The sequence below is a fragment of the Azospirillum rugosum genome (assembly GCF_017876155.1).
Lineage (GTDB): Bacteria > Pseudomonadota > Alphaproteobacteria > Azospirillales > Azospirillaceae > Azospirillum > Azospirillum rugosum.
Genome location: NZ_JAGINP010000008.1, coordinates 93587 through 119862, shown reverse-complemented (window position 1 = coordinate 119862; position 26276 = coordinate 93587). Strand labels below are relative to the sequence as shown.

The 26276-nt window shown below is 70.5% G+C and carries 18 protein-coding genes, 1 pseudogene and 1 riboswitch; of the genes and pseudogenes, 17 read left to right on the top strand and 2 right to left on the bottom strand.

The features are described 5' to 3' along the window. Window positions 1-143: 143 nt before the first annotated feature. Window positions 144-2822: a calcium-binding protein gene (locus J2851_RS36320; protein WP_281416024.1), complete on the top strand. Its 2679-nt coding sequence runs from the start codon at window positions 144-146 to the stop codon at window positions 2820-2822. Between the two features lie 106 nt (window positions 2823-2928). Next, window positions 2929-4524 carry a glycosyltransferase gene (locus J2851_RS12890; protein ID WP_209766683.1) on the top strand — a complete coding sequence of 532 codons (1596 nt, stop codon included), beginning with the start codon at window positions 2929-2931 and terminating at the stop codon, window positions 4522-4524. A gap of 48 nt (window positions 4525-4572) precedes the next feature. On the opposite strand, the gene J2851_RS12885 is transcribed toward J2851_RS12890, so the two are convergent. Then, window positions 4573-4752, bottom strand: a complete 180-nt coding sequence (locus J2851_RS12885) for a hypothetical protein (RefSeq protein WP_209766682.1) — start codon at window positions 4750-4752, stop codon at window positions 4573-4575. A gap of 470 nt (window positions 4753-5222) precedes the next feature. Between J2851_RS12885 and J2851_RS12880 the strand changes: the two genes are divergently transcribed. The 14 genes from J2851_RS12880 (at window position 5223) to J2851_RS12815 (ending at window position 23575) form a co-directional block, all read left to right on the top strand. After that, window positions 5223-5384, top strand: a complete 162-nt coding sequence (locus J2851_RS12880) for a hypothetical protein (RefSeq protein ID WP_209766681.1) — start codon at window positions 5223-5225, stop codon at window positions 5382-5384. Between the two features lie 368 nt (window positions 5385-5752). Continuing rightward, window positions 5753-9346, top strand: a complete 3594-nt coding sequence (gene nifJ / locus J2851_RS12875) for a pyruvate:ferredoxin (flavodoxin) oxidoreductase (protein ID WP_246500621.1) — start codon at window positions 5753-5755, stop codon at window positions 9344-9346. A gap of 14 nt (window positions 9347-9360) precedes the next feature. After that, on the top strand, window positions 9361-10362 hold the full coding sequence (locus J2851_RS12870; protein ID WP_209766680.1) for a dihydroorotate dehydrogenase-like protein: 1002 nt from the start codon (window positions 9361-9363) through the stop codon (window positions 10360-10362). Between the two features lie 181 nt (window positions 10363-10543). Then, entirely contained in the window at window positions 10544-10738 is a 195-nt protein-coding gene (locus J2851_RS12865) for a hypothetical protein (RefSeq protein ID WP_209766679.1), read from the top strand. A 144-nt stretch (window positions 10739-10882) separates the two neighbouring features. Continuing rightward, on the top strand, window positions 10883-12319 hold the full coding sequence (locus J2851_RS12860) for an FAD/NAD(P)-binding protein (protein ID WP_307419782.1): 1437 nt from the start codon (window positions 10883-10885) through the stop codon (window positions 12317-12319). Between the two features lie 222 nt (window positions 12320-12541). Next, a riboswitch (guanidine-I (ykkC/yxkD leader) is annotated at window positions 12542-12663 on the top strand. Window positions 12664-12774: 111 nt separating this feature from the next. Next, window positions 12775-13500, top strand: a complete 726-nt coding sequence (locus tag J2851_RS12855) for an urea amidolyase associated protein UAAP1 (RefSeq protein WP_209766678.1) — start codon at window positions 12775-12777, stop codon at window positions 13498-13500. Window positions 13501-13513: 13 nt separating this feature from the next. Beyond that, complete coding sequence (locus J2851_RS12850; RefSeq protein ID WP_209766677.1) at window positions 13514-14158, top strand: urea amidolyase associated protein UAAP2; 645 nt, start codon at window positions 13514-13516, stop codon at window positions 14156-14158. Window positions 14159-14168: 10 nt separating this feature from the next. Continuing rightward, the gene (gene uca / locus J2851_RS12845) at window positions 14169-17861 is read left to right on the top strand and encodes an urea carboxylase (protein WP_209766676.1); all 3693 of its coding nucleotides are present in this window, start codon (window positions 14169-14171) and stop codon (window positions 17859-17861) included. An 11-nt stretch (window positions 17862-17872) separates the two neighbouring features. Then, entirely contained in the window at window positions 17873-19690 is a 1818-nt protein-coding gene (gene atzF / locus J2851_RS12840; protein WP_209766675.1) for an allophanate hydrolase, read from the top strand. Between the two features lie 28 nt (window positions 19691-19718). Next, window positions 19719-20798 (top strand): putative urea ABC transporter substrate-binding protein, encoded by a 1080-nt coding sequence (locus J2851_RS12835; RefSeq protein WP_209766674.1) that lies wholly within the window; start codon window positions 19719-19721, stop codon window positions 20796-20798. A gap of 3 nt (window positions 20799-20801) precedes the next feature. Next, complete coding sequence (locus J2851_RS12830; RefSeq protein WP_209766673.1) at window positions 20802-21626, top strand: ABC transporter permease; 825 nt, start codon at window positions 20802-20804, stop codon at window positions 21624-21626. Beyond that, complete coding sequence (locus J2851_RS12825; protein ID WP_209766672.1) at window positions 21623-22378, top strand: ABC transporter ATP-binding protein; 756 nt, start codon at window positions 21623-21625, stop codon at window positions 22376-22378. The genes J2851_RS12830 and J2851_RS12825 overlap by 4 nt, the downstream gene beginning before the upstream one ends. A gap of 61 nt (window positions 22379-22439) precedes the next feature. After that, entirely contained in the window at window positions 22440-22619 is a 180-nt protein-coding gene (locus J2851_RS12820) for a hypothetical protein (RefSeq protein WP_209766671.1), read from the top strand. Window positions 22620-22714: 95 nt separating this feature from the next. Further along, window positions 22715-23575 (top strand): DMT family transporter, encoded by an 861-nt coding sequence (locus tag J2851_RS12815; RefSeq protein ID WP_209766670.1) that lies wholly within the window; start codon window positions 22715-22717, stop codon window positions 23573-23575. 141 nt (window positions 23576-23716) lie between these two features. Here J2851_RS12815 and J2851_RS12810 read toward each other — a convergent pair whose 3' ends face one another. Then, on the bottom strand, window positions 23717-25813 hold the full coding sequence (locus tag J2851_RS12810) for a molybdopterin-containing oxidoreductase family protein (RefSeq protein ID WP_209766669.1): 2097 nt from the start codon (window positions 25811-25813) through the stop codon (window positions 23717-23719). A gap of 147 nt (window positions 25814-25960) precedes the next feature. Here J2851_RS12810 and J2851_RS36700 point away from each other — a divergent pair. Then, a pseudogene (locus J2851_RS36700) lies at window positions 25961-26221 on the top strand (peroxidase family protein); the annotation flags it as partial. Window positions 26222-26276: the final 55 nt, after the last annotated feature.

Below are 26276 nucleotides of genomic sequence, written 5' to 3'. Positions count from 1 at the left end.
CATGATCCTTTTCACAATCAAATAGAGATCCTAAACAACTCTCAATATTCAAATATAATTCACAGCTCTTCGTAAGTTGACTGTTGAGTTATGACTTCAACCATGCCTAATTTGCCGCCCGCGTGCTGGACGGAGGATTGGTCATGGACGTGCGTGGTACGGCTTTTGGCGAGACCCTGGTGGGGTCGGCGGGTGACGACCTCATCGAGGGGCTGGGTGGCAACGACTATCTGTGGAGCGACGGCGGGCGCGACACGCTGCTCGGCGGCCCCGGCGACGACACCGTGGGCAGCGACGGCGTGGGCGACGACCTGCAGGGCGGGGAGGGTACCGACACGCTGCTGGTCTTCAAGCCCGACCTGGCGGGCGGGCTGCGCGTCGATCTGGCCTCGGGCGCGCTGTCGAGCGGCGCCACGTTCAGCGGCTTCGAACGGCTCAACCTGCGGACCGGCGGCGGCAACGACACGGTGATCGGTGGCGACGCCGACGCGGCCGACGTCCCCTGGATGCCGAGCGGCGACCTGATCGAGACCGGCTTCGGTGACGATCACATCGAGGCCGGCGGTGGCAACGACCGCGTCTACGCCGGCTATGGCCGCGACACCGTCTATGGCGGCGCCGGCAACGACACCGTCTACGCCGACCGGGGCGACTGGGTCGACGCCGGCACCGGCGACGACCAGGTCTATGCGGAGGACGGCGCCACGCTGGACGGCGGGGCCGGCAACGACCGGCTGGACGTGATGCTGTGGGCGTCGCCGGTGCAATTCGACCTCGCCGTCGGCACCACCTCGGCCGGGATCAGCTTCCGCAACTTCGAGACGGTGAACCTGCGCGCCTCCTACGGCGACGACACGCTGGCCGGCGCCGACGGCAACGACACCCTCGACGGCGATTACGGAAACGATCAGGTGGATGGCCGGGGCGGTGACGATTCGCTGGAGGGAGGCTACGGCAACGACACGCTGGCGGGCGGCAGCGGGAACGACACCCTCGACGGCGGCTACGACAACGACGTGCTGACGGGTGGGGAGGGCGACGACCGGATCGACGCCGGCTATGGCAACGACCTCCTCGACGGCGGGGCCGGGGACGACGTGCTGAACGCCGGATTCGGCGCCGACACCGTGATCGCCGGGGCCGGTGCCGACACGCTGGATGGCGGGCCGGGCTGGGACCTGCTGGACCTGACCTTCGACGGCGCGGTGGACACGCTGTTCAACTTCAGCAGCGGCGACACCAACACCGGCATCTTCTTCCGCGGATTCGAGCGGGTGGTCCTGCGCGGCGGCGCCGGGAGCGACACGCTGACCGGGGCCGCCGCCAGCGACACCATCGACGGGGGTGCGGGCGACGACCTGCTGGACGGCGGGCTGGGCGACGACGTGCTGTCCGGTGGGGCGGGGGATGACCTGCTGCTCGGGAATGCGGGCGACGACCGGCTCGACGGCGGGGAGGGCGACGACACGGTTATGGGCGGCGAGGGCAACGACTGGCTGGACGGCGGAGCCGGTGCCGACGTGCTGATGGGCGGGGCGGGCGACGACATCGTGCTGGTGCAGGGCGCCGACACGGCGAGCGGCGGCGACGGGTTCGACACGCTGGTCGTCACGCTGGACGGCGCCGGCGATCGGCTGTTCGATCTGCATCGCGGCGACAGCCTGCCCGACGATGGGCGCTTCGTCGGCTTCGAGGCGGTGCGCGTCACCCGGATCGGCGTGGGGAACGACACGCTGATCGGCGGATCTCAAGCGGACCAGCTGTCGGGCGGCGGCGGCAACGACCAGCTGTGGGGCGGCGCCGGTGCCGACACGCTGGACGGCGGCGACGGGCGCGACATGGCGGTCTACCTGTCGTCGAAGGCGGGGGTCACCGTCGATCTGGCGACCGGCACCGGCCAGGGCGGCGACGCCGAGGGGGATGTGCTGACGGGCATCGAGAACCTGACCGGCTCCGCTTTCGCCGACCGGCTGACCGGCGACGGCGGGGACAACACGCTGCGCGGCGGCGGCGGTGCCGACACGCTGGACGGCGGTGCCGGCCTGCACGACCGAGCCACCTACGCCTACTCGGCCGTGGGGGTGACCGTGGACCTCGGAACCGGCACCGGCAAGGGCGGCGACGCGGAGGGCGACCGGCTGGCGGGAATCGAGGACCTGACCGGCTCGTCGCACGGCGACGTCCTGCGCGGCGACGCCGGCGACAACCTGATCCAGGGCGGGGCCGGGGCCGACACCATCGACGGCGGGGCCGGGCAGGACACCGCGGACTATGCCGGCTCGCTGGCCGTGCGCGTCGACCTGACGGCGGCGGTGCAGCAGGGCGGCGACGCGGCCGGCGACCGGCTGAGCGGGATCGAGAACGTCCAGGGCTCCGCCTACGGCGACTGGATCGTCGGCGACGGCGGCGACAACCGGCTGAGCGGGCTGGACGGGGCGGACACGCTGTACGGCGGCGGCGGCGACGACCGGCTGTTCGGCGGGACGGGCGACGACCGTCTGTTCGGCGGCGAGGGCGACGACGAGCTGTCCGGCCACACCGGCGACGACGCGCTGACCGGCGGCGCCGGCGCCGACGTCTTCATCATCTGGGGCGACGCCAGCGGGCAGGACCGGATCACGGACTTCAGCCTGTCCGACGGCGACCGCATCCGCTTCAGCCACACGGCCTTCGACGGCTTCCTGGACGTGCAGGCCGCCATCCGCCAGACCGGCGAGGGCGCGGTGATCCAATGGCTGGGCGGGTCCGGCGCCCTTCAGTCGGTCCTGCTGGAGGGGGTGGACGGGGCGGACCTGGACGCCACGCGCTTCCAGTTCGGCTGACAGCGAAGGGCGTTCACTCGCCAAAGTTTGACGATCCGGGCTGGCGGTCCTAGAAGTGGTGGGATCACGCGCCTCCCTTCCGCCACCGCCCTCCCGGATCGCCCCCATGCAGCACGACGCTGGTGACCGCCGCAACCTTCTCTCGGACCTGCTCGTGCGCCTGTGCGGGCCGGTCGGCACCGGGGACCATTTGAGGGCGATCGCCGCCGCCTGCGAGGAGGCGCGCGGCGGCCGTCTGGCGGACGATCCGGCCCTGATGGCGGAACTGGAGGCCGCCACCGCCGGACTTGACCCCATCCTGCGCGAGTCGGCGCTGGCCTGCGTGTCCGGGGACCTGCGCCGCTACGCCGCCATCCTCGACCGGCTGGAGAACGTCCTCGACCTCGCGGCGCTGGAGGGGGTCAACCACATCTACTGGTGCATGCAGCGCCAGCTGTTCCTGATGCGCATGGACGCGGCCACGGCGCCGGACTTCCTGACCTCCCGCCTCTTTCCCTTCTACGAGCGCTTCGTCGGGGAGATCGCGCGCCGGCTGGACGCCCATCCCGTTCCGCGCCCGGCCGGGGCGCCGGCCACCGGGCGGGTGGTGATGGTCACCAACCAGCTCCTGTCCGGCTACCACCAGCCGTCGCGCGACATGGTCCGGCAGGCGGCCCGGCTGCAGCAGGATTGCGGGCGGGAGGTGCTGATCCTCAACACCAACATGATGCCCGAAAGCTATTACAGCCCCTTCGTCCCGCCCTTCGCCGCGGCGGTGGAGGAGCAGCTGAACGGGGAACAGGTCGCGACGTTCGAGGGCCAGCGCATCCGCATGCTGTCGTCGATCCAGCCGGGCCTGGGCGCCGACAAGGTGAAGGGCTTCCTGGCGGCGGTGGAGGCGTTCGACCCGGATGTGGTGATCGGCTTCGGCGGGTCCGTGGTGATCGCCGACCTGCTGGCCCCGGCGCGCCCGCTCGTCCACATCCCGACCACCTCGGGCACGCCCGTGACGCTCGCCGACATCGCGCTGGATTACGGGGGGACGGCCCCGCCGGCGGGGGGCGGGCGCCTTGCCGCGGCGTGGCGGCCGTTCCGCCTGGGCATGATCCCGCGCCGTGACGGCGATGTCGCCTCGGGGGGCGCCTCGGGAGTCAAGGGCGGGCGGGCCGCGTTCGGCATTCCCGACGACGCCTTCGCCTGCGTGGTCGTCGGCAATCGGCTGGATGCGGAGGTGGACGCCGCCTTCCTGGCCCTTCTGGAACGCGTGCTCGACGCCGTGCCCCGCGCGACGGTGCTGTTCGCCGGGGCGGCGGAAGCGCTGCCCGGCCGCCTGGAGCGGTCCCGGCACGCCGGGCGGCTGCGCCCGCTCGGCTTTGTGGAGCACATGGAGGGCCTGCTGGGCCTGTGCGACCTGTTCCTCAACCCGCGCCGAACCGGTGGCGGCGGCAGCGCGGTGCACGCGCTGGCGGCCGGAGTTCCCGCGCTGTCGCTGGCCGTCGGGGACGTCGCCAGCGTCGTCGGCCCGGCCTTCCTGGTGGACGACGAGGAAGCCTTCGTCGCGCGGGCGGCGGCCCTGGCCGGCGACGCCGCACTGCTGGAACAGGCCCGCGCCGACGCGCGCGACCGCTTCGCGGTGATCGCCGCGGAGGGCGGCGACGCGACGCAGCTGGCGTCCTACCTGGACGAAGCGGTCACGCTGTTCCGGAAGAGGACGCAGGGGTGACGCGGCCCGGGCAGCGCTCCGTCAACCGTCAAAGGCGGCCCTGCCGGATCAGTTGAAGTAGAACTGCTGGTTGGCGGTGTCGGTGATCGCCTGCCAGTCGATGTGCGACGGCGCGGCGGCCGGGGCGGCCTCCGTGTGCACCGCGGCGCTGGCGGCGACGGTCAGCAGGGAGGCCAGGGCGACGCCGACAACGACGACGAGGCGCTCAAGCGAGTGGGTCTTCTGCATGGGGATGCTCCTGTATTCCGGTGACGCGGCTTCGGGGTCTCTTCAATGCCCGCCACATTTGTGAGGCAATGATGTCACCGAGACGTCGCCAAGAAATCGGCGCAATTCGCATGCCTTGCATAACGATGCTGCATTGCGGCATAGCACTGCGAAAGAGTTACAAAGTAAAAGCAAGCAAGTCATCGTAGCGCTGTTACGGATTTTTGCAGCGCTGCGATTGGGCGGAGTCTGGCGCCGGCGTTCTGGGGCGTTCTGGGGCGTGCCGTCGGGCAACAGGAAGTGTGATTGCCCTGAGCCGACGGGCCGCTGTGCCTCCATGCGGCCCAATGTCGCGCACCGGGGCGGAAAAACTGATATACTAGTATTGACGCTGACTGTGCGGTGCAGCACGATGTCGGCGCCGGTGCGGATCGCCCCATGCAGCGTCCGGCCGGCACCCCCCTCCACACCACCGATCCGGAGTGTCGATCGTGCCCGATTGCAGCCTCCCTTCAACCGCCACGTTTGCGGATACGACCACCCTTGCCAAGTCCGGCGAGGCCCATGACACGCGCCTTCGGGACGGGCTGACGGTCAGCTTGGCGACCTGGCCGGGCGGCGTCGGCGAAGAGCCGGTGTTCGAGGCCGCCTGACCAGTGGCGTTGGGGCCAGCGGATCGGGGCGGTGCGGCATGCTGTCGCCCCCGCCCTAAGAGATCACGGAACGCGCTTTCCGTTTGCCATCATCAGGTTTTCAATTCCCCAGACGACGTGGCCGCGAAGGGTGTTCGGGCGGGCGCGGCCCAGGGGAGCGGATACGGCGCGTGCCGCCCGCAAAAACGTCGTCCGGCAGACGGAAGCAGACGGAGACCAGGACAAAGACACGCTGCGGGGGCCTTGCGTCGCGGGTGCGACGGTCCCCCGGCACGACACAGCCAATGAAGGCCCAGCCACCGAAGACGTCGGGCCCCGCCGCATCGCGGGCCGGTGGGATCCGTCGTCGCGACGAAGGACACGCCAGCATGCCGAAGGGCACCAGCAAAACGCACACGGGCATCACGATCATGGACGGCAACGAGGCGGCCGCATCGGTCGCCTACCGCTCCAGCGAGGTCATCGCGATCTACCCGATCACCCCATCCTCGTCGATGGGCGAGCTGTCGGACGAATGGTCGGCCAAGGGCAAGGCCAACGTCTGGGGCGCCGTCCCCCAGGTGATCGAGATGCAGTCGGAGGGCGGTGCCGCCGGCGCGGTGCACGGCGCCCTGCAGGCCGGGGCGCTGGCGACGACCTTCACGGCGTCGCAGGGCCTGCTGCTGATGATCCCCAACATGTACAAGATCGCCGGCGAGCTGACGCCCTTCGTCCTGCACGTCGCGGCGCGCACGCTGGCCACCCACGCGCTGTCGATCTTCGGCGACCATTCCGACGTCATGGCCTGCCGCCAGACCGGCTTCGCCATGCTGGCCTCGGCCAACGTGCAGGAGGCGCACGACATGGCGCTGGTGGCGCACGCCGCGACCCTGCGCGCCCGCGTGCCCTTCCTGCACTTCTTCGACGGCTTCCGCACCTCGCACGAGGTGAACCGGGTGGAGACGCTGTCGGACGACGACCTGCGGGCCTTGCTGGACGAGCGGGCCGTCACCGCGCACCGCCGCCATGGGCTCAGCCCCGACCATCCGGTGTTGCGCGGCACGGCGCAGAACCCCGACGTCTTCTTCCAGGCGCGCGAGGCGGCCAACCCCTATTACGAGGCCTGCCCGGCCATCGTGCAGGAGATGATGGACCAGCTGGCCGCGCGCACCGGCCGCGCCTACCGCCTGTACGACTACGCCGGCCATCCGCAGGCGGAGCGGGTGGTGATCGCCATGGGCTCCGGCGCCGAGACGGTGGCGGAGACGGTCCGCCATCTGGTCGCGGCGGGGGAGCGGGTGGGGTGCCTGACCGTGCGGCTGTTCCGGCCCTTCTCCATCGCCGACTTCGTGACGGCCCTGCCGGAGACGGTGCGCCGCATCGCCGTGCTGGACCGCACCAAGGAGCCGGGCGCCGTCGCCGACCCGCTGTACCTGGACGTGGTCGCCGCCCTGGCCGAGGCGCGGGCGGCCGGAAGCTTTGCTTCCGAACCAGTGGTGATCGGCGGGCGCTACGGCCTGTCGTCCAAGGAATTCACGCCGGCCATGGTCAAGGCCGTGTTCGACGAGCTGGCCCGGGAGCGGCCGAAACGCCGCTTCACCGTCGGCATCACCGACGACGTGTCGCACAGCTCCATCCCCTGGGACCCGTCCTTCGACATCGAGGACGCGGAGGTCTCCCGCGCCGTCTTCTTCGGGCTGGGCGCCGACGGCACGGTGGGCGCCAACAAGAACTCCATCAAGATCATCGAGCAGCGCACCGGCGGCCACGCCCAGGCCTATTTCGTCTATGACAGCCGCAAGTCCGGCTCCTCCACGGTGTCGCACCTGCGCTTCTCGCCGCACCCGATCCGCGCGCCCTACCTGATCGCGCAGGCGCAGTTCGTCGCCTGCCACCATTTCCCGCTGCTGGAGCGCATGGAGGTGGTGGAAATGGCAGCCCCCGGCGCCACAGTCCTGCTGAACGCCCCCGGCACGCCGGAGGAGGTGTGGGCCAGCCTGCCGCGCGAGGTGCAGCAGGCCTGCATCGACAAGCGGGTGGCGCTCTACACCGTGGACGCCAGCGCGGTGGCGCGCGAGACCGGCCTGGGCCGGCGCATCAACACCATCATGCAGACCTGCTTCTTCGCGCTCGCCAAGGTGATGCCGGAGGCCGACGCCATCGCCGACATCAAGGCGGCCATCCAGAAGACCTACGGGCGCCGCAGCGAAGAGGCGGTGCGCCGCAACTTCGCCGCCGTGGACCAGGCGCTGACCCACCTGAAGCGCATTCCGCTGCCCGACCACGTCACGGCGGTCCATGACCGGCCGGCGGCGGTGCCCGACAGCGCCCCCGACTTCGTCAAGCGCGTCACCGCCATGATCATCGCCGGCCACGGCGACAAGCTGCCGGTCTCCGCCTTTCCGGTGGACGGCACCTGGCCGACCGGCACGGCGAAGTTCGAGCGGCGCAACATCGCCAGCGAGGTGCCGGGCTGGAACGCGGAGCTGTGCATCCAGTGCAACAAATGCACGCTGGTCTGCCCGCACGCCGTCATCCGCGCCAAGGCGGTGCCTGAGGAGGCGCTGGCCGATGCGCCGGAGGGCTTCACCACGCTGGCCTACCGCGGCAACGAGTTTCCGGGCGCGCGCTACACCCTCCAGGTCTCGCCGGCCGACTGCACGGGTTGCGGGCTGTGCGTGGAGGTCTGCCCGGCCAAGGACAAGGCAAACCCCAAGCGCAAGGCGCTGGAGATGCGGCCGGTCGAGGCGATGGCGGCCGAGCAGCCGGCCTTCGACTATTTCCTGACGCTGCCGGAAGCGCCGCGGGAGAAGGTGCCGGTCACCGTCAAGCACACGCAACTCCTCCAGCCGCTGTTCGAGTTCTCCGGCGCCTGCGCCGGCTGCGGCGAGACGCCCTACCTCAAGCTGCTGAGCCAGCTGTTCGGCGACCGCGCGGTGATCGCCAACGCCACCGGCTGCTCCTCGATCTACGGCGGCAACCTGCCGACCACGCCCTACGCCACCAACGCCGACGGGCGCGGGCCGGCCTGGGCCAACTCCCTGTTCGAGGACAACGCGGAGTTCGGCCTGGGCATCCGCGTCGCCATCGACCAGATGACCGAGCACGCCCGCGACCTGCTGGTGCAGCTGTCGTCGCAGCTCGAACCCGGACTCGTGACCGAGCTGATGGAGGCCGATCAGGGAGGTGAGGCCGGCATCGCCGCCCAGCGTGCCAGGGTCGCGCTGCTGAAGGAACGTCTGGCCGCGCTGAAGGACCCGATGGCGGGGCGGTTGGCGGAAATTGCCGACTATCTCGTGCGCAAGAGCGTGTGGATCGTCGGCGGCGACGGCTGGGCCTACGACATCGGCTATGGCGGCCTGGACCATGTGCTGGCGTCCGACCGCGACATCAACGTGCTGGTGATGGACACGGAGGTCTATTCCAACACCGGCGGCCAGCAGTCCAAGGCGACGCCCATCGGCGCCTCGGCCAAGTTCGCCATGGCCGGCCGCAAGGTCGCCAAGAAGGACCTGGGCATGATCGCCATGGCCTACGAGCACGTCTATGTCGCCCGCACGGCCTTCGGCGCCAAGGACGCGCAGACGCTGCACGCCTTCATGGAGGCGGAAAGCCACCGCGGCCCGTCGCTGATCCTGGCCTACAGCCACTGCATCGCGCACGGCTACGACCTGGTGAACGGGCTGAAGCAGCAGAAGCTGGCCGTGGAGACCGGCCACTGGCCGCTCTACCGCCACGACCCGCGCCGCCTCGCCACGGGTGAGCCGCCGCTGGTGCTGGACAGCCCGGCGCCGACCACGCCGATCTCCGCCTTCATGGCCGGTGAGGCCCGTTTCAAGGTGGTGGAGCGCGACAACCCCGAGCGCTACCGCGACCTCGTCAAGGCGGCGGAGGCCAACGTGCGGCTGAAATACGACCTGTACCGCCACATGGCCGGCTTCGCCGAGGCGCCGGCCGGTGCCGATATCGGTGAAAAGCATTGAGCGGAGGACCCGTCATGGATCTCTCGACCACATACCTGGGCCTTCCCCTCGCCCATCCGCTGATGCCCGGCGCCTCGCCGCTGGTGGACGACCTGGACACGGTGCGCCGGCTGGAGGACGCCGGCGCTGCGGCCATCGTCCTGCACTCCCTGTTCGAGGAGCAGATCACCCACGACCAGCTGGGCATGCTGGCGGTGCGGGAGGGCTCCGACGCGCTCTCCGCCGAGGCGCGCGGCTTCTTCCCGCCGCTCGACCAGTACGCGCTGGGGCCGGAGGGCTATCTGCGGCAGGTCGCGCGCATTAAGGAGGCCGTTTCGGTCCCGGTCATCGCCTCCCTGAACGGCGTCACGCCCAGCGGCTGGATCCGCTACGCCGGCCTGATCCAGGAGGCCGGGGCGGACGCGCTGGAACTGAACGTCTACTTCATGCCGCTCGACCCGACCATGAGCGGCCAGGACGTGGAGGACCGCGTGGTGGAGGTGGTGCGGGCCGTGCGCCGGTCCGTCGCCATTCCGCTGGCGGTCAAGCTGTCGCCCTTCTTCTCCTCGCTGTCGGCGCTGGTGACGCGGCTGGAGGCGGAGGGGGTGGACGGCCTCGTCCTGTTCAACCGCTTCTACCAGCCGGACATCGACGTGGAGCAGCTGGAGGCGGTGTCGTCGCTCGACCTGTCGCAGCCGCAGGAATTGCGCCTGCGCCTGCGCTGGCTGGCGGCGCTGTCGGGGCGGGTGAAGCCGTCGCTGGCGGCATCCGGCGGCGTGCATTCGGCGATCGACGCGCTGAAGGCGGTCATGGCTGGCGCGCACGCGGTGCAGATGGTGTCGGCCTTGCTCCAGCACGGGCCGTCCCACCTGACGACCGTCCGCGACGATCTCGCCCGCTGGCTGGAGGAGCACGAGTACGACTCCCTGGCCCAGGCGCAGGGCAGCATGAACCTGCTGCGCTGCCCCGACCCCACGGCGTTCGAGCGCGGCAACTACCAGAAGATCCTGCAAAGCTGGAAGCGGACGGGGTGGTGAAGGAGCCCGGGGAGGCCGGCGCCTCCCCGTCACTCCGACCGGCGATCCCCGCTCCACGCCTCTTCCGCTACGGCGCGGCCGTTCCCCCGGCGCATCCGGGGTGGTTCCGGTTGCTGTTGACCCCGGCCCAGTTCCTGTTTGTTATGGCAGGAAAAGCCCGAGGGGATGGAAGGAGAGGACGTTGGAGGTCGAGACCCTGTATTTCCGGACGCTGGAGGGGGCGGTCGAGTTCCTGCGCTCCGAAGGGTTTGTGTTCCAGGGGGCGCCGAACCGGTGGAAGAAGGACAGCGAAGGCAAGGTTCTGCGGGCGGACATCCACGTGTCCGGCGCCCAGCACGCCACCATCGTGATCTACCGCCCGGGCGCCGAAAGCTGAGGCGCCTTCGAGCGGCAATCATTCGTCAATGAACGAGTTGGCGGGGAACCTCTTGGCGCAGCCCCGCGTCAGCCGCTAATCTTGCACCGCACAATTTCCGCCACCCACGGCGCCGGCTTGGGCCGGCGCGAAGGAACCGCCTGCGTGATCGATCCCGGACCCCGCTCCCTGGAAGAGTTGGAAGCGCGCCTCGCCCGTGACCTCGACCTGCTGACCCTGCCGCCCGCGGAGTGGGTGCCCCCGCGCCCAGACGAGCTTGGTCGGAGCGTGCTCGACGTGGCGGTCGTCGGGGCCGGCATGGCGGGGCTGACCGCCGCCTTTGCGCTCCGCAAGCTCGGCATCGCCAACGTCCGGCTGTTCGACCGCGCCCCGGCGGGGCGGGAAGGGCCCTGGGGCACGTTTGCCCGGATGGAGACCCTGCGCTCGCCGAAGACGCTGACCGGGCCGGCGCTGGGCTTCGCCAACCTGACCTTCCGCGCCTGGTACGAGGCGCGGTTCGGGCGCGAGGCGTGGGAGGCGCTGTTCCGGATTCCGCGCCTGCAATGGCTCGACTACCTGACCTGGTACCGCCGCGTCACCAACCCGTCGGTCGAGAACGACACGACGCTGACCCGCCTGTCCGGCGATGCCGACGGCGTGACGCTGAACCTTGAGGGGCCGGAAGGGACGCGCGCGGTCCGCGCCCGCCGCGTCGTGCTGGCGAACGGCCGGGACGGGTTGGGCGGTCCCTTCATCCCGCCCTTCTGGCGGAACGTCGACAAGCGCTTCTGGGCGCACGCCCACGAGACCATCGACTTCGCCGATCTTGCGGGCAAGACCGTGGCCGTGCTGGGCGCAGGGGCGGGTGCCGTGGACAACGCCGCGGAGGCGCTGGAGAGCGGGGCGGGCAAGGTCTACATGCTGGTCCGCCGCAAGCAGCTTCCGCGCGTCAACAAGAGCCTCGCCGCCGGCAACGCCGGCATCCTGCTGGGCTTCAACGACCTGTCGGACGAGCGGCGCTGGGCGCAGAACCAGTACATCGCCGACACCGCCGTGCCGGCCCCGCACAACTCCATGCTGCGCTGCTCCCGCCACGCCAACTTCAGTTTGCTGACCGGCTGTGCCGTCGAGGCGGCGCGGGTTGAAGGCGGCCGGCTGGCGCTGGACACGACGCGCGGCCCGGCGGTGGTCGATTTCGTGATCCTGGCGACCGGCTTCACCGTGGACTGGGCGCGCCGTCCGGAGCTGGCCGATCTCGCCCGGCACGCCCTTCTGTGGCGCGACCGCTACGTCGCCCCCGGCCGGGAGGGCAGCGAGTTCGCCGAGCACCCGTACCTCGGCCGCGACTTCCAGTTCCAGGAGCGGACGCCGGGCGCGGCACCCTGGCTGCCGCGCGTCCACGCCTTCAACTACGCCGCGGTGCTGAGCCACGGCCGGGTGACCGGCGACATCCCGGGCATCAGCGCCGGGGCGGAGCGGCTGGCCGCCGGCATCGCGGGCGCCCTGTTCGCCGAGGACTACGACCACCACTGGCAGCGCCTGCAGTCCTTCGAAACGCCGGAACTGCTGGGCGACGAGTGGACGGAGGCGGAGGGGTTCTGACCGAGAGGATTTTCACCACAGAGACACGGAGGCACGGAGGAAGCCCTCTCTGTGTCTCCGTGTCTCTGTGGTGATTTTTTGGCCTGAATCGGTCAATCGCACAAGAACTCGGCATTGCCGGTCAACTTTTGTGCAATGACCGGCCGATCGGCCCCCACCCATCGCCGAAACGCCGCGGAGCCCGTGAACTCCGCGGGTTGGCATCGCCGTTGCAATGATGGACGCAGAAGCCGCTAGGGTTCCGGCCGGGCCGCACCAAGGTGCGATCCGGCGGCTGGTCCGAGAGCGGCGACCCGTCCGGTGAACAGCGGACGGGCACACGGCGGGACAAAAGCCCGGGAGGTTCCGAACACGGAGGCGTGCAGCCCCGGTGGGACTTCCCCCCTTACGTCTGCACTCCTCCTTTCGAAAAACGCTCCGGCCGGGACCACCCGGTTGGGTGAGGAGGCAAGTCCGTGGACAGGCACGACGTCCTTTACGAAGACGAGATCCCCGGCGGGAAGCATTGGTCCTTCACGGTGCGGCGCGGCACGGTCCTGCGCCTGATCGACCGCGAGGGCGGCGCCAACGTGGGCATGCTGTTCTACAACCCGCAGAATCCGTTGGAGCGCTACAACGCGCCCGACACGCTGAAGTGCCAGCACACCTTCAAGCTGACCGCGGGCCACTGCCTCTATTCCGACATGGGGCGCATCTTCTGCTCCATCATCGAGGACACGGCGGGCTGGCACGACACCGTGTGTGGCAACTCCACCAAGGCCCTGGTCGCGGAACGCTGGGGGCAGAAGAGCTACCAGGAGCACCGCAACGACTGGACGCTGAACGGGCACGACAGCTTCCTGGTGGAGGCCGCGAAATATGGGCTCGGCCGCCGCGACCTCGCCGCCAACGTCAACTGGTTCAGCAAGGTGCGCACGGAGGAGGACGGGACGATGGTCTTCGATCCGTCCGCCGCGAAGGCCGGCGCCCATGTGGACCTGCGGTTCGAGATGGACACGCTGGTGCTGTTCCACACCTGCCCGCACCCGCTGAACCCCGCCGCGGAGTACCCGCGCAAGCCCATCACCTACCAGCTCCGCAAGGCCGACCCGGTCGCCGAGGACGATTTCTGCAAGAATTCGCGGCCGGAGAACGGGCGCGGGTTCGCGAACAATCACCTCTATCACCTCTGCGGTTGCTGAGGGAGCGCCGGTCATGATCAAGGAAAGCACCCTCAGCCCCGCCGCCGCCGCCTACCGCAAGGTCGTCCCGGCCGGCGATTACTGGATGGAGGTGGTCCGCCAGGGCCAGACCTTCCGCATCGTGGACCTGGAGGGCAACCAAGCCGCCGACACGCTGTTCTACAGCGCCGCCGACCCGGCCGAGCGCTACAGCGCCGTGGACACGATCCGGGAGCAGCGCAACGTCTACCTGTCGGTGGGCACCAAGCTGATCTCCACCATGGGCAACCCGATGCTGGAGATCGTCGCCGACACGGTCGGGCGGCACGACACGCTGGGCGGCGCCTGCGCCACGGAAAGCAACACCGTGCGCTACGCGCTGGAAAAGAAGTGCATGCACGCCTGCCGCGACAGCTGGATGCTGGCGGTGGCGCAGAACGAGCAGTTCGGCCTGACCAAGCGCGACATCACCCACAACATCAACTTCTTCATGAACGTGCCGGTCACCCCCGATGGCGGGCTGACCTTCGCCGACGGCGTCAGCGGCCCCGGCAAGTATGTGGAGATGCGCGCGGCGATGGACGTGATCGTCCTGATCTCCAACTGCCCGCAGCTGAACAACCCCTGCAACGACTACAACCCGACACCCATCGAGGTTCTGGTCTGGGATCAGGCATAAGGGGTTCACGATGTTCACCAAGGTCCTGATTGCCAACCGCGGCGAGATCGCTTGCCGCGTGATCCGAACGCTCGACCGCATGGGCATCGCGTCTGTCGCCGTCTATTCGGAGGCCGACGCCCATTCCCTGCATGTCGCCTTGGCGGGGGAGGCTGTGTGCATCGGCCCGGCCGCCGTGTCGGACAGCTACCTGAACGCCGACCGCATCCTGGCGGCGGCGCAGGCCACCGGGGCGCAGGCGATCCACCCCGGCTACGGCTTCCTGTCGGAGAATCCGGGCTTTGCCGAGGCCTGCGCCGCGGCCGGCATCGCCTTCATCGGCCCGACGCCGGAGCAGATGCGCGCCTTCGGCCTGAAGCACACTGCGCGGGAACTGGCGGAGCGCAGCGGCGTCCCCCTGTCGCCGGGCAGCGGCCTGCTGGATGATGCGGAACAGGCCAGGGGCGAGGCCGCGCGCATCGGCTACCCGGTGATGATCAAGAGCACGGCGGGCGGCGGCGGCATCGGCATGCAGCTGTGCCGCGACCCGGAGACTCTGGCCGCGCAGTTCGAGGCGGTGCAGCGCCTGTCGCGCAACAACTTCAAGGACAGCGGCGTCTATCTGGAGAAGTTCGTCGAGCGCGCCCGCCACATCGAGGTGCAGATCTTCGGCGACGGCCGCGGCACCGTGGTGGCGCTGGGCGAGCGCGACTGCTCCGCCCAGCGGCGCAACCAGAAGGTCATCGAGGAAACGCCGGCCCCCGGCATCTCCGAGGATCTCCGCCGCCGGCTGTTCGACGCGGCGGAGCGGCTGGGCCGCGCGGTGGGCTACCAGTCCGCCGGCACGGTGGAGTTCGTCTACGACGACGCGGCGGGCGAGGCCTATTTCCTGGAGGTCAACACCCGCCTGCAGGTCGAGCACGGCGTGACCGAGGAGGTCACCGGCATCGACCTCGTGGAATGGATGGTCCGGCAGGCCGCCGGCGAGCCGCTGCCGTTGGAAGAGCACAAGGGCACTGCGCGGGGCGCGTCGATCCAGGTGCGCGTCTACGCCGAGGATCCCGGCCGCAACTTCCGTCCCTGCTCCGGCATCCTGACCGAAGCGGCGTTCCCCGAGGATGCCCGCGTCGAGACCTGGGTGGAGCAGGGCAGCGAGGTCACGCCCTTCTACGACCCGCTGGTCGCCAAGGTGATCGTGCGCGGTGCCGACCGCGCCGACGCGCTGGCGAAGCTGCGCGACGCGCTGGCCCGCTGCCGCCTGTCGGGGATCGAGACGAACCTGGGCTACCTGCGCCAGCTCGCGGCCGATCCGGTCTTCGCGGCGGGCGGGATCACCACGCGCTACCTGGAGACGGTTGCCTATTCCGCGCGCACGCTGGAGGTCGTCACCCCCGGCACGCTGACCACGGTGCAGGACCATCCCGGCCGCGTCGGTTATTGGGAGGTCGGCGTGCCGCCGTCCGGGCCGATGGACCCGCTGGCCTTCCGGCTCGGCAACCGGGCGCTCGGCAACCCGGACGGGGCGGCGGGGCTGGAGATCACCGTCTCGGGACCAACGCTGAAGTTCAACGCGGAGGCCGTGGTCTGCCTGACCGGAGCCGCCATGCCGGCGGACATCGACGGGACGCCGGTGCCCTTCTGGCGGCCGGTCACCGTGCCGGCGGGGGCGACGCTCCGCATCGGCACGGTCAGCGGGGCGGGCTGCCGCGCCTATCTGCTGGTGCGCGGCGGTCTGGACGTGCCGGACTATCTCGGCAGCAAGTCCACCTTCACGCTCGGCAAGTTCGGCGGCCATGGCGGGCGGGCGCTGCTGCCCGGCGACATCCTGCATCTGGGTGATGCGCCGGCCGGCGAGGCGCTGCCCGTGGAGACGGTGCCCGCGCACGGCCACGCCTGGGAGATCGGCGTCCTCTACGGCCCGCACGGCGCCCCGGACTTCTTCACGGACGAGGACATCGCGACCTTCTTCGCCGCGGACTGGGAGGTGCACTACAACTCCAGCCGCACCGGCGTCCGCCTGATCGGCCCCAAGCCGACCTGGGCGCGCAAGGACGGCGGGGAGGCCGGGCTGCACCCGTCCAACATCCACGACAACGCCTACGCCATCGGCGCCATCGACTTCACCGGCGACATGCCGGTGATCCTGGGGCCGGACGGCCCAAGCCTGGGCGGCTTCGTCTGCCCGGCGACGATTGTCAGCGCGGAGCTGTGGAAGGTCGGCCAGCTGCGGCCGGGGGACAAGGTGCGGTTCCGGCGGCTGACGGCGGAGGAAGCGGAAGGGTTGGAGGAGGCGCTTTTCTCTCCCTCTCCCGCCCCGGGAGAGGGAAGGGGCCCGCGAAGTGGGAAGGGTGAGGGTGCTGCCAAGGATCAGCGCCTTGATCCTCGCGCGACCCTCACCCGGCGCTTCGCGCCACCCTCTCCCGGGGCGGGAGAGGGGGTCGAGGGCGCCGCCATCCTCCACCGCATCCCCGCCACCGCAACCCGCCCCGCGGTCGTCTACCGCCGCGCCGGCGACAAGTATCTGTTGGTCGAATACGGGCCACTGGTGCTGGACCTGAACCTGCGGTTCCGCGTCCATGCGCTTCAGCAGGCCCTTATCGCCCAGGATCTTCCGGGCATCCTCGACCTCACGCCGGGCATCCGGTCGCTGCAGGTCCATTACGACAGCCGTGTCCTTCCACTGAGCACGTTGCTCGACCGGCTGGTCGGGGCGGAGGAGGAGCTGGCGGGGATCGACGACCTAGAGGTGCCGACGCGCGTCATTCACCTGCCGCTGTCCTGGGACGACGAGGCCACGCGGCTTGCGATATCCAAATACATGCAGTCGGTGCGCGCCGACGCGCCCTGGTGCCCCAGCAACATCGAGTTCATCCGGCGCATCAACGGGCTGGACGACATCGAGGCGGTTAAGCGCATCGTGTTCGACGCCAGCTACCTCGTGCTCGGCCTGGGCGACGTGTATCTGGGGGCGCCGGTCGCGACGCCGGTGGACCCGCGGCACCGGCTGGTCACCACCAAGTACAACCCGGCGCGCACCTGGACGCCGGAGAACGCGGTGGGCATCGGCGGCGCCTACATGTGCGTCTATGGCATGGAGGGGCCGGGCGGCTACCAGTTCGTCGGCCGCACCTGCCAGATGTGGAACACGCACCGGACCACCGACGCCTTCGAGCCCGGCAAGCCCTGGCTGCTGCGCCACTTCGACCAGGTCCGCTTCCACCCCGTCAGCCACGACGAGCTGATGGCCTTCCGCGCCGACTTCCCGCTCGGCCGCGCCAGCCTGCGCATCGAGGAGGAGACCTTCCGCCTCGCCGACTACAACCGCTTCCTGGACGAGAACCGGGAGAGCATCGCCGCCTTCAAGACGCGCCAGCAGGCCGCCTTCGAGGAGGAACGCGCGCGGTGGGAGGTGTCGGGCCAGATCGGCTACGCCGCCGACCTGCCGGACGCCGGTCCCGGCGGCGCCGATGCCGACCTGCCGCCGGGCGGGGAGGCGGTGCCGAGCCCCGTGCCCGGCAGCGTGTGGAAGATCGCCGCGGAGCCCGGCACGGCCGTGAAGGCCGGCGACCCGCTGCTGATCGTGGAATCGATGAAGATGGAAATTGCGGTGGCCGCGCCGATGGCCGGCACCGTCGCCGAAATCCGCTGCGCCGAGGGGCAGGCGGTGACGCTGGGCCAGACGCTCGCCGTCCTGCTGCCGGCCTTGGTCCCTGGGGCCGCGTGATGGAGACCCGTATGAACACCATGAGCCTGGAAATCGCGGCCCTCGCCAAGGGCTACGCCGAGGGCAGCCTGACGCCGGACGCGGTGCTGGACGCCGTCTATGCCCGCATCAATGAACGTGGCGAGCGTCCGGTCTGGATCCATGTGCTGAGCCGCGCCGAGGCGGGGCGGCAGCTGGAGGCCGCCCAAGCGCGCAAGGCCGCGGGCGCCGACCTGCCGCTGTTCGGCATCCCCTTCGCGGTGAAGGACAACATCGACGTGGCGGGCGTGCCGACCACGGCCGGCTGCCCGGACTTCGCCTACACGCCGGACCGCTCGGCGACCGTGGTGCAACGGCTGTTGGACGCCGGCGCCATCCTGATCGGCAAGACCAACCTGGACCAGTTCGCCACCGGGCTGGTCGGGACGCGGACGCCCTACGGCATTCCGTCCTCCGTGTTCGACGAGCGGTACGTGTCAGGCGGGTCAAGCTCCGGTTCCGGCGTCGCGGTGGGGGCGGGGCTGGTCAGCTTCGCGCTCGGCACCGACACGGCGGGGTCGGGGCGGGTGCCGGCGGCCTTCAACAACGTCGTGGGACTGAAGCCGACCAAGGGGCTGGTCAGCGCCAGCGGCGTCGTCCCGGCCTGCCGCACGCAGGACGTGGTGTCGATCTTCGCCGGCACGGCGGGCGACGCGCTGGCCGTGCTGAAGGTCATGGGCACCTTCGATCCGGCCGATCCCTACTCCCGCAAGGCGCCGGCCGCAGCGACGGAGCCCGCGGCCTGGCCGCTGGGCTTCCGCTTCGGCGTGCCGCGGGACGGGCTGGAGTTCTTCGGCGACGAGGCCGCCGCACGCCTGTACGCCGCGGCCGCCGACCGGCTGGAGGCGCTGGGCGGCACGCGGGTCCCGGTGGACTTCACGTCCTTCCGCGACGCGGCGCAGCTGCTCTACTCCGGCCCCTGGGTGGCGGAGCGGCTGGCGGCCATCCGCGACTTCGCCAAGGCCTCCCCGGAGGCGATCCACCCCGTGGTGCGCGGCATCGTCCTGGGTGCCGAGGCCATTGGCGCGGTGGACGCCTTCGCCGGCATGTACCGGCTGGCCGAGCTGATCCGCCGGGGCGAAGCCGAGTGGGCCAGGATGGACGTGCTGCTGCTGCCGACCACCGGCACGACCTACAGCATTGAGGAACTGCTGGCCGATCCCGTGCGGCTGAACAGCAACCTGGGATACTACACGAACTTCGTGAACCTGATGGACCTGTCGGCCATCGCGGTGCCGGCGGGATTCCGGCCGGGCAACGGGCCGAAGGGGGGCTTGCCCTTCGGCGTGACGCTGGTCGGGCCGACCTTCGCCGACGGGGCGCTGGCGGTGTTGGCCGACCGGCTGCACCGGGCGCAGGCCCTGCCCATCGGCGCCACGCGGCACATGCCGCAGGGGCCGGCGCTGGACGCGGACTCCGCGGCACCGGGCACGGTTCGGCTGGCGGTGGTCGGCGCGCATCTCAGCGGCCAGCCGCTCAACCACCAGCTCACCGGGCGCGGGGCGCGGCTGGTCCGCACGGCGCGGACGGGCAGCGGCTACCGCCTCTTTGCCTTGGCCGGAACCACGCCGGCCAAGCCGGGGCTGGTGCGTGACGCCGCGGGGGCCGGCGGCATCGAGCTGGAAATCTGGGAGCTGACGGAGGCCGCCTTCGGCAGCTTCGTCGCCGAGGTTCCGCCGCCCATGGCGATCGGCACGCTCACGCTGGAGGACGGCACCTCCGTGAAGGGCTTTCTGTGCGAACCCGCGGCGCTCGCGGGGGCTGAGGACATCACCGGCTTCGGCGGCTGGCGCCGCTGGCTGACGCGATAACGACCATCCAGGAAGAGGGGTTTAAACGATGCGGACCTTGCTCAAGAACGTCGTGTTCGGCGTGGCCTTCGCCGCCACCGTGGCCGCCGCCCAGTCGCCGTCCTTCGCGGCGGAGAAGAAGAACTTCCGCGTGGCGTGGTCGATCTACGCCGGCTGGATGCCCTGGGGCTACGCGGCCGACAGCGGCATCATGAAGAAGTGGGCCGACAAGTACGGCATCAAGGTCGAGATCGTGCAGATCAACGACTATGTCGAATCCATCAACCAGTACACGGCCGGCGCCTTCGACGGCTGCGTCATGACCAACATGGACGCGCTGACCATCCCCGCGGCCGGCGGCGTGGACACCACCGCCCTGATTTCCGGCGACTATTCCAACGGCAACGACGGCATCGTCCTGAAGAAGGGCAAGACCCTGAAGGACATCAAGGGCCAGAAGGTCAACCTGGTCGAGTTGTCGGTGTCGCACTACCTGCTGGCCCGCGCGCTGGACAGCGTCGGCATGAAGGAGAAGGACGTCACGGTGGTGAACACGTCCGACGCGGACATAGTGTCGGCCTACAGCTCCTCCGCCGACGTGACGGCGACGGTGACCTGGAACCCGCAGCTGAGCGAGGTCGCGAAGACCGCCGGCTCCACCATGGTCTTCGACAGCTCCAAGGTGCCGGGCGAGATCATCGACCTGATGGTGGTCAACACCGGCACGATGCGCGACAACCCTTCCTTCGCGAAGGCGCTGGTCGGCGCCTGGTACGAGATCATGGGCTTGATGACCAAGCCCGACACCGCCGAGGGCAAGGCCGCGCTGGAGGCGATGGCCAAGGCATCCGGCACGGATCTGGCCGGCTACAAGCAGCAGCTGGTCACCACCAAGATGTTCTACACCCCGGCGGAGGGGGCGTCCTTCGCGGCGAGCCCGGAGCTGGTGAAGACCATGGACCTCGTCCGGACCTTCTCCTTCGACCACGGCCTGCTGGGCGAGGGGGCGAAGAGCCGCGATGCCGTCGGCATCCTGTTCCCCGGCGGCACGGTGCTGGGCGACGTGAAGAACGTGAAGCTGCGCTTCGACGACGCGGTGATGAAGCAAGCCGCCGACGGGAAGCTCTGATCCATGCGCCGGATCATCAACCGGCGCCCGGGCCGCGGGGGTGCGCTCTTCTGGGGCGCCCTCCCGTTCCTGGTGGCCTGCGCGGGCTATGGGGTGGCATCGGCCCTGCGGCTGGCGGAGAACCCGAACGACAAGCTGCTGCCGCCGCTGTCCGCCATGGTCGCCGCCGTCGCCCGCGTGGCCTTCACCCCGGACGCCCGCACCGGCGACTACCTGATGTGGGCGGACACGCTGGCCAGCCTGCACCGGCTTGGGCTGGGGCTCGGCGTCGCCACGGCGCTGGCGTTGGTGATCGGCATCGGCATGGGGCTGATCCCCTATGTGCGGGCGGGGCTGTCGCCCTTCGTCGCCATGCTGTCCATGGTGCCGCCCATGGCGGTCCTGCCTGTCCTGTTCATCGTCTTCGGGCTGGACGAGCTGTCCAAGGTCGTGCTGATCGTCGTCGGCGTGGCGCCCTTCCTGGTCCGCGACCTCGCCATGCGCACGGTGGAGATGCCGCGGGAGCAGCTGATCAAGGCGCAGACCCTGGGGGCGAACACCTGGCAGATCGTGCTGCGGGTGGTGCTGCCGCAGATGCTGCCGCGGCTGGCCGACGCGTTGCGCCTGTCGCTGGGGCCGGCCTGGCTGTTCCTGATCTCCGCGGAGGCCATCGCGGCGACGGAGGGGCTCGGCTACCGCATCTTCCTGGTGCGGCGCTACATGGCGATGGACGTGATCCTGCCCTATGTGGCCTGGATCACCCTGCTGGCCTTCGCGTCGGACCTCCTGCTGCGCTGGTTCAACGCGCGCTGCTTCCCCTGGCTGCGGGCGGGAAAGGCTTCCCCATGAGCAACGTCACCGTCCGCGACCTCTGGATGGAATACCCGAACCAGGTGGTGCTGGAGCGCGTCAACCTGGAAATCCCGTCGGGCGAGTTCTGCGCGCTGGTCGGCCCGTCCGGCTGCGGCAAGACCACCTTCCTGCGCCTGCTGCTGGGGGAGGAGCGGCCGACCCGCGGCCGGATTCTTCTCGACGGGGAGCCTCTGGTGGCGGAGCCCGGCCCCGATCGCGGCGTGGTGTTCCAGCGCTATTCGGTCTTCCCGCACCTGACGGTGCTGGAGAACGTGATCCTGGGCCGCGAATTCCAGCAGTCCCGCTTCCTCGGCCGCCTGTTCGGCGCGCGCCGCCGCGCCGCCCTGGAGGAGGCGCGGGGCGTGCTGGAGGCGGTCGGCCTCGGCAACCATCTGGGCAAGTACCCGGCGGAGCTGTCGGGCGGGATGCAGCAGCGCCTCGCCATCGCGCAGGCGCTGATCCTGAAGCCGAAGATCCTGCTGCTCGACGAGCCCTTCGGCGCGCTCGATCCCGGCACCAAGGCACAGATGTACGAGCTTCTGCTGCGGCTGTGGTCGGAGGAGAAGATGACCGTCTTCATGGTCACCCACGACCTGAAGGAGGGCTTCACGCTCGCGACCCGCGTGCTCGCCTTCGACAAGGTGCGCGTCGACCCAACCGACCCCGGCGCCTATGGCGCGCGCATCACCTACGATTTGCCGCTGACCCTGAAGAAGGCGGCCATGGGGGCCTTGGCACCGGTGGGCTGAAGCGCCGCCACTGGCACGCCCCTTGCGACGGTGAAAGCACTGGAAGCATTGGGAGGCTGCCATGGGACACGGCTTGCAACGGTTGGGGAAGGCCGGCTTGGGCGCGCTGCACGCGCTGCTCCAGGCCCGCGCCACCGCCCTGCACCCCTGGCTTTTCACCGCGACGGGGACCGCCGCGTCCGCCGGGGCGATGATGGCCGAGGCGGCGCGCATTGAGCGAAGCGGCCGCGGGGCGTCGTAGCCGCTCTGCCTCAACCGGCGGCAGTCCGGGTGTGACTGCACGGGGTTTGGGCGGACGACGCGGCTCCGCCCCCAAGGCCCTGTGGAGGATCATCCATGAACGCTGCCCTGTGGGGAGCGGCCGCCGCCCTGTTCTTCGGGCTCGCGGATTTCCTCGGCCGCTTCACCGGCCGCGCGCTGGGGCCGCGCAACGCCCTGCTGGGGCTGATGCTGGTGGGGGCGGTGCTGCTCAGCCTCTACGGAGTCGGCTCCGGGCTTCCGGTGCCCTGGCGGGCGGAGACGCTGCCCGTGCTGCTGGTGGCCGGCGTCGCGTCGATGGTCGCCCCGCTGGTCTTCTACAAGGCGCTGACCCTGGGGCCGCTGTCGCTGGCCGCACCGATCACCGCGGCCTACCCGGCGCTGATCGTGCCGGTGGAGGTCGCCTTCGGCGCCCGGCCGGGCGTGCTGGACTGGGTGGCCATGGCGGCGACCCTGCTCGGCACCGTGGTGGTCGCCCGCACCGCGGGGGAGGACCCGGACGCGGCGCTGGCCGCCGACCGGACCAACCGCCGCACGTCCATCGCCTGCGCGGCACTCGCCAGCGCGCTGTTCGCCGTGGCTCTGCTCGCCGGCCGCCACGCGGTGGAGGCCTATGGGGAGGTGCAGACCCTGTGGGTCGGCCGGGTGGTCGGCTTCCTGGCGCTGGGCGCCGCCATGGCCGCGGCGCGCGTCCGGCCGCTGCTGCCGGTGCGCTGGTGGCCGGTGCTGCTGGTGCAGGGGCTGGTCGATGCGCTGGCCTATCTCTGCTTCTATGTCGGCAGCCAAGGGGAGGACGCGTCCGCCGCCGCGGTCGCCAGTTCCGCCTTCATGGTGGTGGTCGTGCTGCTCGGCTGGGCCTTCCTGCGCGAGCGCATCTCGCCGGCCTGCTGGGGCGGGATTCTGCTGGTGTTCGGGGGTGTGGCGGCGTTGTCGGGGTGAGGGGTTGTGGCGGTGTGGCGAGTGGTCGCGTTGGGCCCCCCTCCCAACCTCCCCCCACCTTCGGCGGGGGGAGGAGTTTATCCCCTCCCTCGCCGAAGGTGGGGGAGGGTTAGGGTGGGGGCCCAGCGCGACCACTCTCCCTCAATCCCCCACCCGCACCACCCGCACATGGTTGTCGTGGAATGCCGCACCGCCGAACGGGGCGACGGCGTCGGCGCCGGTCAGGGTGTTGATGCCGCGGCCGCCGTCGTGCGCGCGGTTCGGCCAGATGGACTCCGCGATCACCACGCCACGCCGCACGCCGTCGAACAGCCGCGCGTGCAGCAGCACCGATCCGCGCCGGTTGGCGACCTCCACCCGGTCGCCCTCCGCCACACCCAGCGCCGCCGCGTCGTCCGGGTGGATCAGAAGGGAGGGGCGGGACTCCCGCGCCGTGCCGGTCGGCGTGTCGGTGAAGGAGGTGTTCAGGAAGTTGCGCGCCGGCGCGGTGACGAGGCGGAAGGGATGCTCCGCGTCGGCCTCCTCGGTCACCGCCCAATGGTCGGGGAAGCCGGGCATGGTCTCCACCGGCCCGAAGGTGGAGGGGGCGGAATAGGGCACCCGGGGCCAATCCGGCTTCAGGCGGAACTTGCCGTCCGGCCAGTGGAAGCCCTTCACGTAATGCGCGGTGTCGAAGTCCGGCTGCACGTCGAGGAAGCGCGCCGCCTCCAACTCCTCCAGCGTGCCGTGCTTGGACGCCCGCAGCGTGGCGTCGATCAGCTCCCGCTCGGTCATCCGGAAGCCGGGATGCTGGTCGCTGCCCAGGCGGCGGGCGAGGTCGCCGATCACCGCGTGGTTGGGGCGGCACTCGCCGGGCGGGTCGACCAGCTTCGGGCCGAACAGGATGTGCTGGTTGCCGCCGGCCTGGTAGAGGTCGTCGTGCTCCACGAACATGGTGGCGGGCAGCACGATGTCGGCCATGCGCGCGGTGTCGGTCATCACCTGCTCGTGCACGCAGACGAACAGGTCGTCGCGCGCGAATCCACGGCGCACGCGCGTCTGGTCCGGCGCCACGGCCATGGGGTTGGTGTTCTGGATCAGCAGGGCGGTGACCGGCGGGCCGCCGGCCAGCGCGTCGGCGTCGCCGTCCAGAATCGGGCCGATGCGCGACTGGTCGAGCATGCGCACGGCCGGGTCGCGCAGGTCGAGCCCCTCGATCAGCGTCTTGTTCCAGCCGTAGATGCCGCTGTTGGAATGGAAGGCGCCGCCGCCCTCCACGGCCCAGGCCCCGCTGACCACCGGGATGCAGGAGGCCGCATGCATGTTCACCGCCCCGTTCCGCGAGCGGGTGAAGCCGTAGCCCAGGCGGAAGAAGCTGCGCTTGGTTTGCCCGATCGCCCGCGCGAAGGCCTCGATCTCCGCCGCGGGCAGGCCGGTGATGGCCTCCGCCCATGCGGGCGTGCGGTCGGCGAGGTGCGCCTCCAGCCCCGCGGGGTCGTCGGCTTGGGCGGCGAGGTAGGCGCGGTCGGCCAAGCCGTCGCGGAACAGCACGTGCATCACCGCGCAGGCGAGCGCGCCGTCCGTGCCGGGCCGGATCAGCAGGGGGATGTCCGCCTGGTCCATGGTGGGTGTGCGGTAGACGTCCACCACGGCGATCTTCGCCCCGCGCTCCTTCCGGGCGCGCACGGCGTGGGTCATCACGTTGACCTGGGTGGAGACGGCGTTGGTGCCCCAGATCACCACGAGGTCGGACTTTGCCATCTCCCGCGGGTCGGCCCCGGCGAGCTTCCCGGTCCCAGCGATCCAGCCCGACCAAGCCGGGTTGGTGCAGATGGTCGAGAAGAAGCCGGACCAGCGCCGGGCGTGGCGCAGCCGGTTGATGCCGTCGCGCTGCACCAGCCCCATGGTGCCGGCGTAGTAGTAGGGCCACACCGTCTCCGGCCCATGGCGCCGCTCCGCTTCCAGAAAGCGTTCCGCCACGATGTCCAGCGCGTCGTCCCAGGAGATCGGCTCGAACTGGCCGGAGCCCTTGGGGCCGGTGCGGCGCAGCGGCCGGGTCAGCCGGTCGGGGTTGTTCACGCGCTCCGCGTAGCGGGCGACCTTCGCGCAGATCACGCCGGCGGTGTAGCTGTTGTCGGCCGCACCGCGCACGCGGCCGATGCGGGCACCATCGACAACCTCCACCTCCAGCGCGCAGGTGGACGGGCAGTCGTGCGGGCAGGCCGAGGCGTGCGTTCGAACGGCGGAGGCGTCAGGCATGATGGTCTCTGGTCCGGGGTGCTGAGCGGCGCATCCTAGACCGATGGCCGCGCCGGAGGATACCCCCGGCGATTGGCGTGCCGCGCCGTCCGCGAAAATGGGGAAGGATCGGCACCCCGAAAGGATGGCGGACTGACCCGTTGTGCGATGGTTGGACAGGGATTCTGTCCCTATCTCACGCGTCGCAACTCTGGACCCGCACGCGATATGGTCTACGGATCGGACGCGCGGATCGTCGACGACCTGCGCAATTTTCTGGACGATCCTCCGGTCGCGCAGGACTTGGCCGCCATCAACATCCAGCGCGGCCGGGACCTCGGCCTGCCGACGCTCAACGGTGCGCGCGAGGCGCTGGGGCTGAAGCCCTACACGGGCTTCGACCAGATCACGGACGACAAGGCCACAGTCGCGGCCCTGCGCGACGGGGATCGCCTCTGGTACGAGAAACCAGGGGTTCGACGCC

What these genes read in the sequence shown, in the direction of transcription:
- J2851_RS12810 (WP_209766669.1), bottom strand. Translation starts at nt 25,813, where the DNA reads ATGCCTGACGCCTCCGCCGTTCGAACGCACGCCTCGGCCTGCCCGCAC.
- J2851_RS12815 (WP_209766670.1), top strand. Translation starts at nt 22,715, where the DNA reads ATGAACGCTGCCCTGTGGGGAGCGGCCGCCGCCCTGTTCTTCGGGCTC.
- J2851_RS12870 (WP_209766680.1), top strand. Translation starts at nt 9,361, where the DNA reads ATGGATCTCTCGACCACATACCTGGGCCTTCCCCTCGCCCATCCGCTG.
- atzF (WP_209766675.1), top strand. Translation starts at nt 17,873, where the DNA reads ATGAACACCATGAGCCTGGAAATCGCGGCCCTCGCCAAGGGCTACGCC.
- uca (WP_209766676.1), top strand. Translation starts at nt 14,169, where the DNA reads ATGTTCACCAAGGTCCTGATTGCCAACCGCGGCGAGATCGCTTGCCGC.
- J2851_RS12830 (WP_209766673.1), top strand. Translation starts at nt 20,802, where the DNA reads ATGCGCCGGATCATCAACCGGCGCCCGGGCCGCGGGGGTGCGCTCTTC.
- nifJ (WP_246500621.1), top strand. Translation starts at nt 5,753, where the DNA reads ATGCCGAAGGGCACCAGCAAAACGCACACGGGCATCACGATCATGGAC.
- J2851_RS12885 (WP_209766682.1), bottom strand. Translation starts at nt 4,752, where the DNA reads ATGCAGAAGACCCACTCGCTTGAGCGCCTCGTCGTCGTTGTCGGCGTC.
- J2851_RS36320 (WP_281416024.1), top strand. Translation starts at nt 144, where the DNA reads ATGGACGTGCGTGGTACGGCTTTTGGCGAGACCCTGGTGGGGTCGGCG.
- J2851_RS12890 (WP_209766683.1), top strand. Translation starts at nt 2,929, where the DNA reads ATGCAGCACGACGCTGGTGACCGCCGCAACCTTCTCTCGGACCTGCTC.
- J2851_RS12820 (WP_209766671.1), top strand. Translation starts at nt 22,440, where the DNA reads ATGGGACACGGCTTGCAACGGTTGGGGAAGGCCGGCTTGGGCGCGCTG.
- J2851_RS12850 (WP_209766677.1), top strand. Translation starts at nt 13,514, where the DNA reads ATGATCAAGGAAAGCACCCTCAGCCCCGCCGCCGCCGCCTACCGCAAG.
- J2851_RS12825 (WP_209766672.1), top strand. Translation starts at nt 21,623, where the DNA reads ATGAGCAACGTCACCGTCCGCGACCTCTGGATGGAATACCCGAACCAG.
- J2851_RS12835 (WP_209766674.1), top strand. Translation starts at nt 19,719, where the DNA reads ATGCGGACCTTGCTCAAGAACGTCGTGTTCGGCGTGGCCTTCGCCGCC.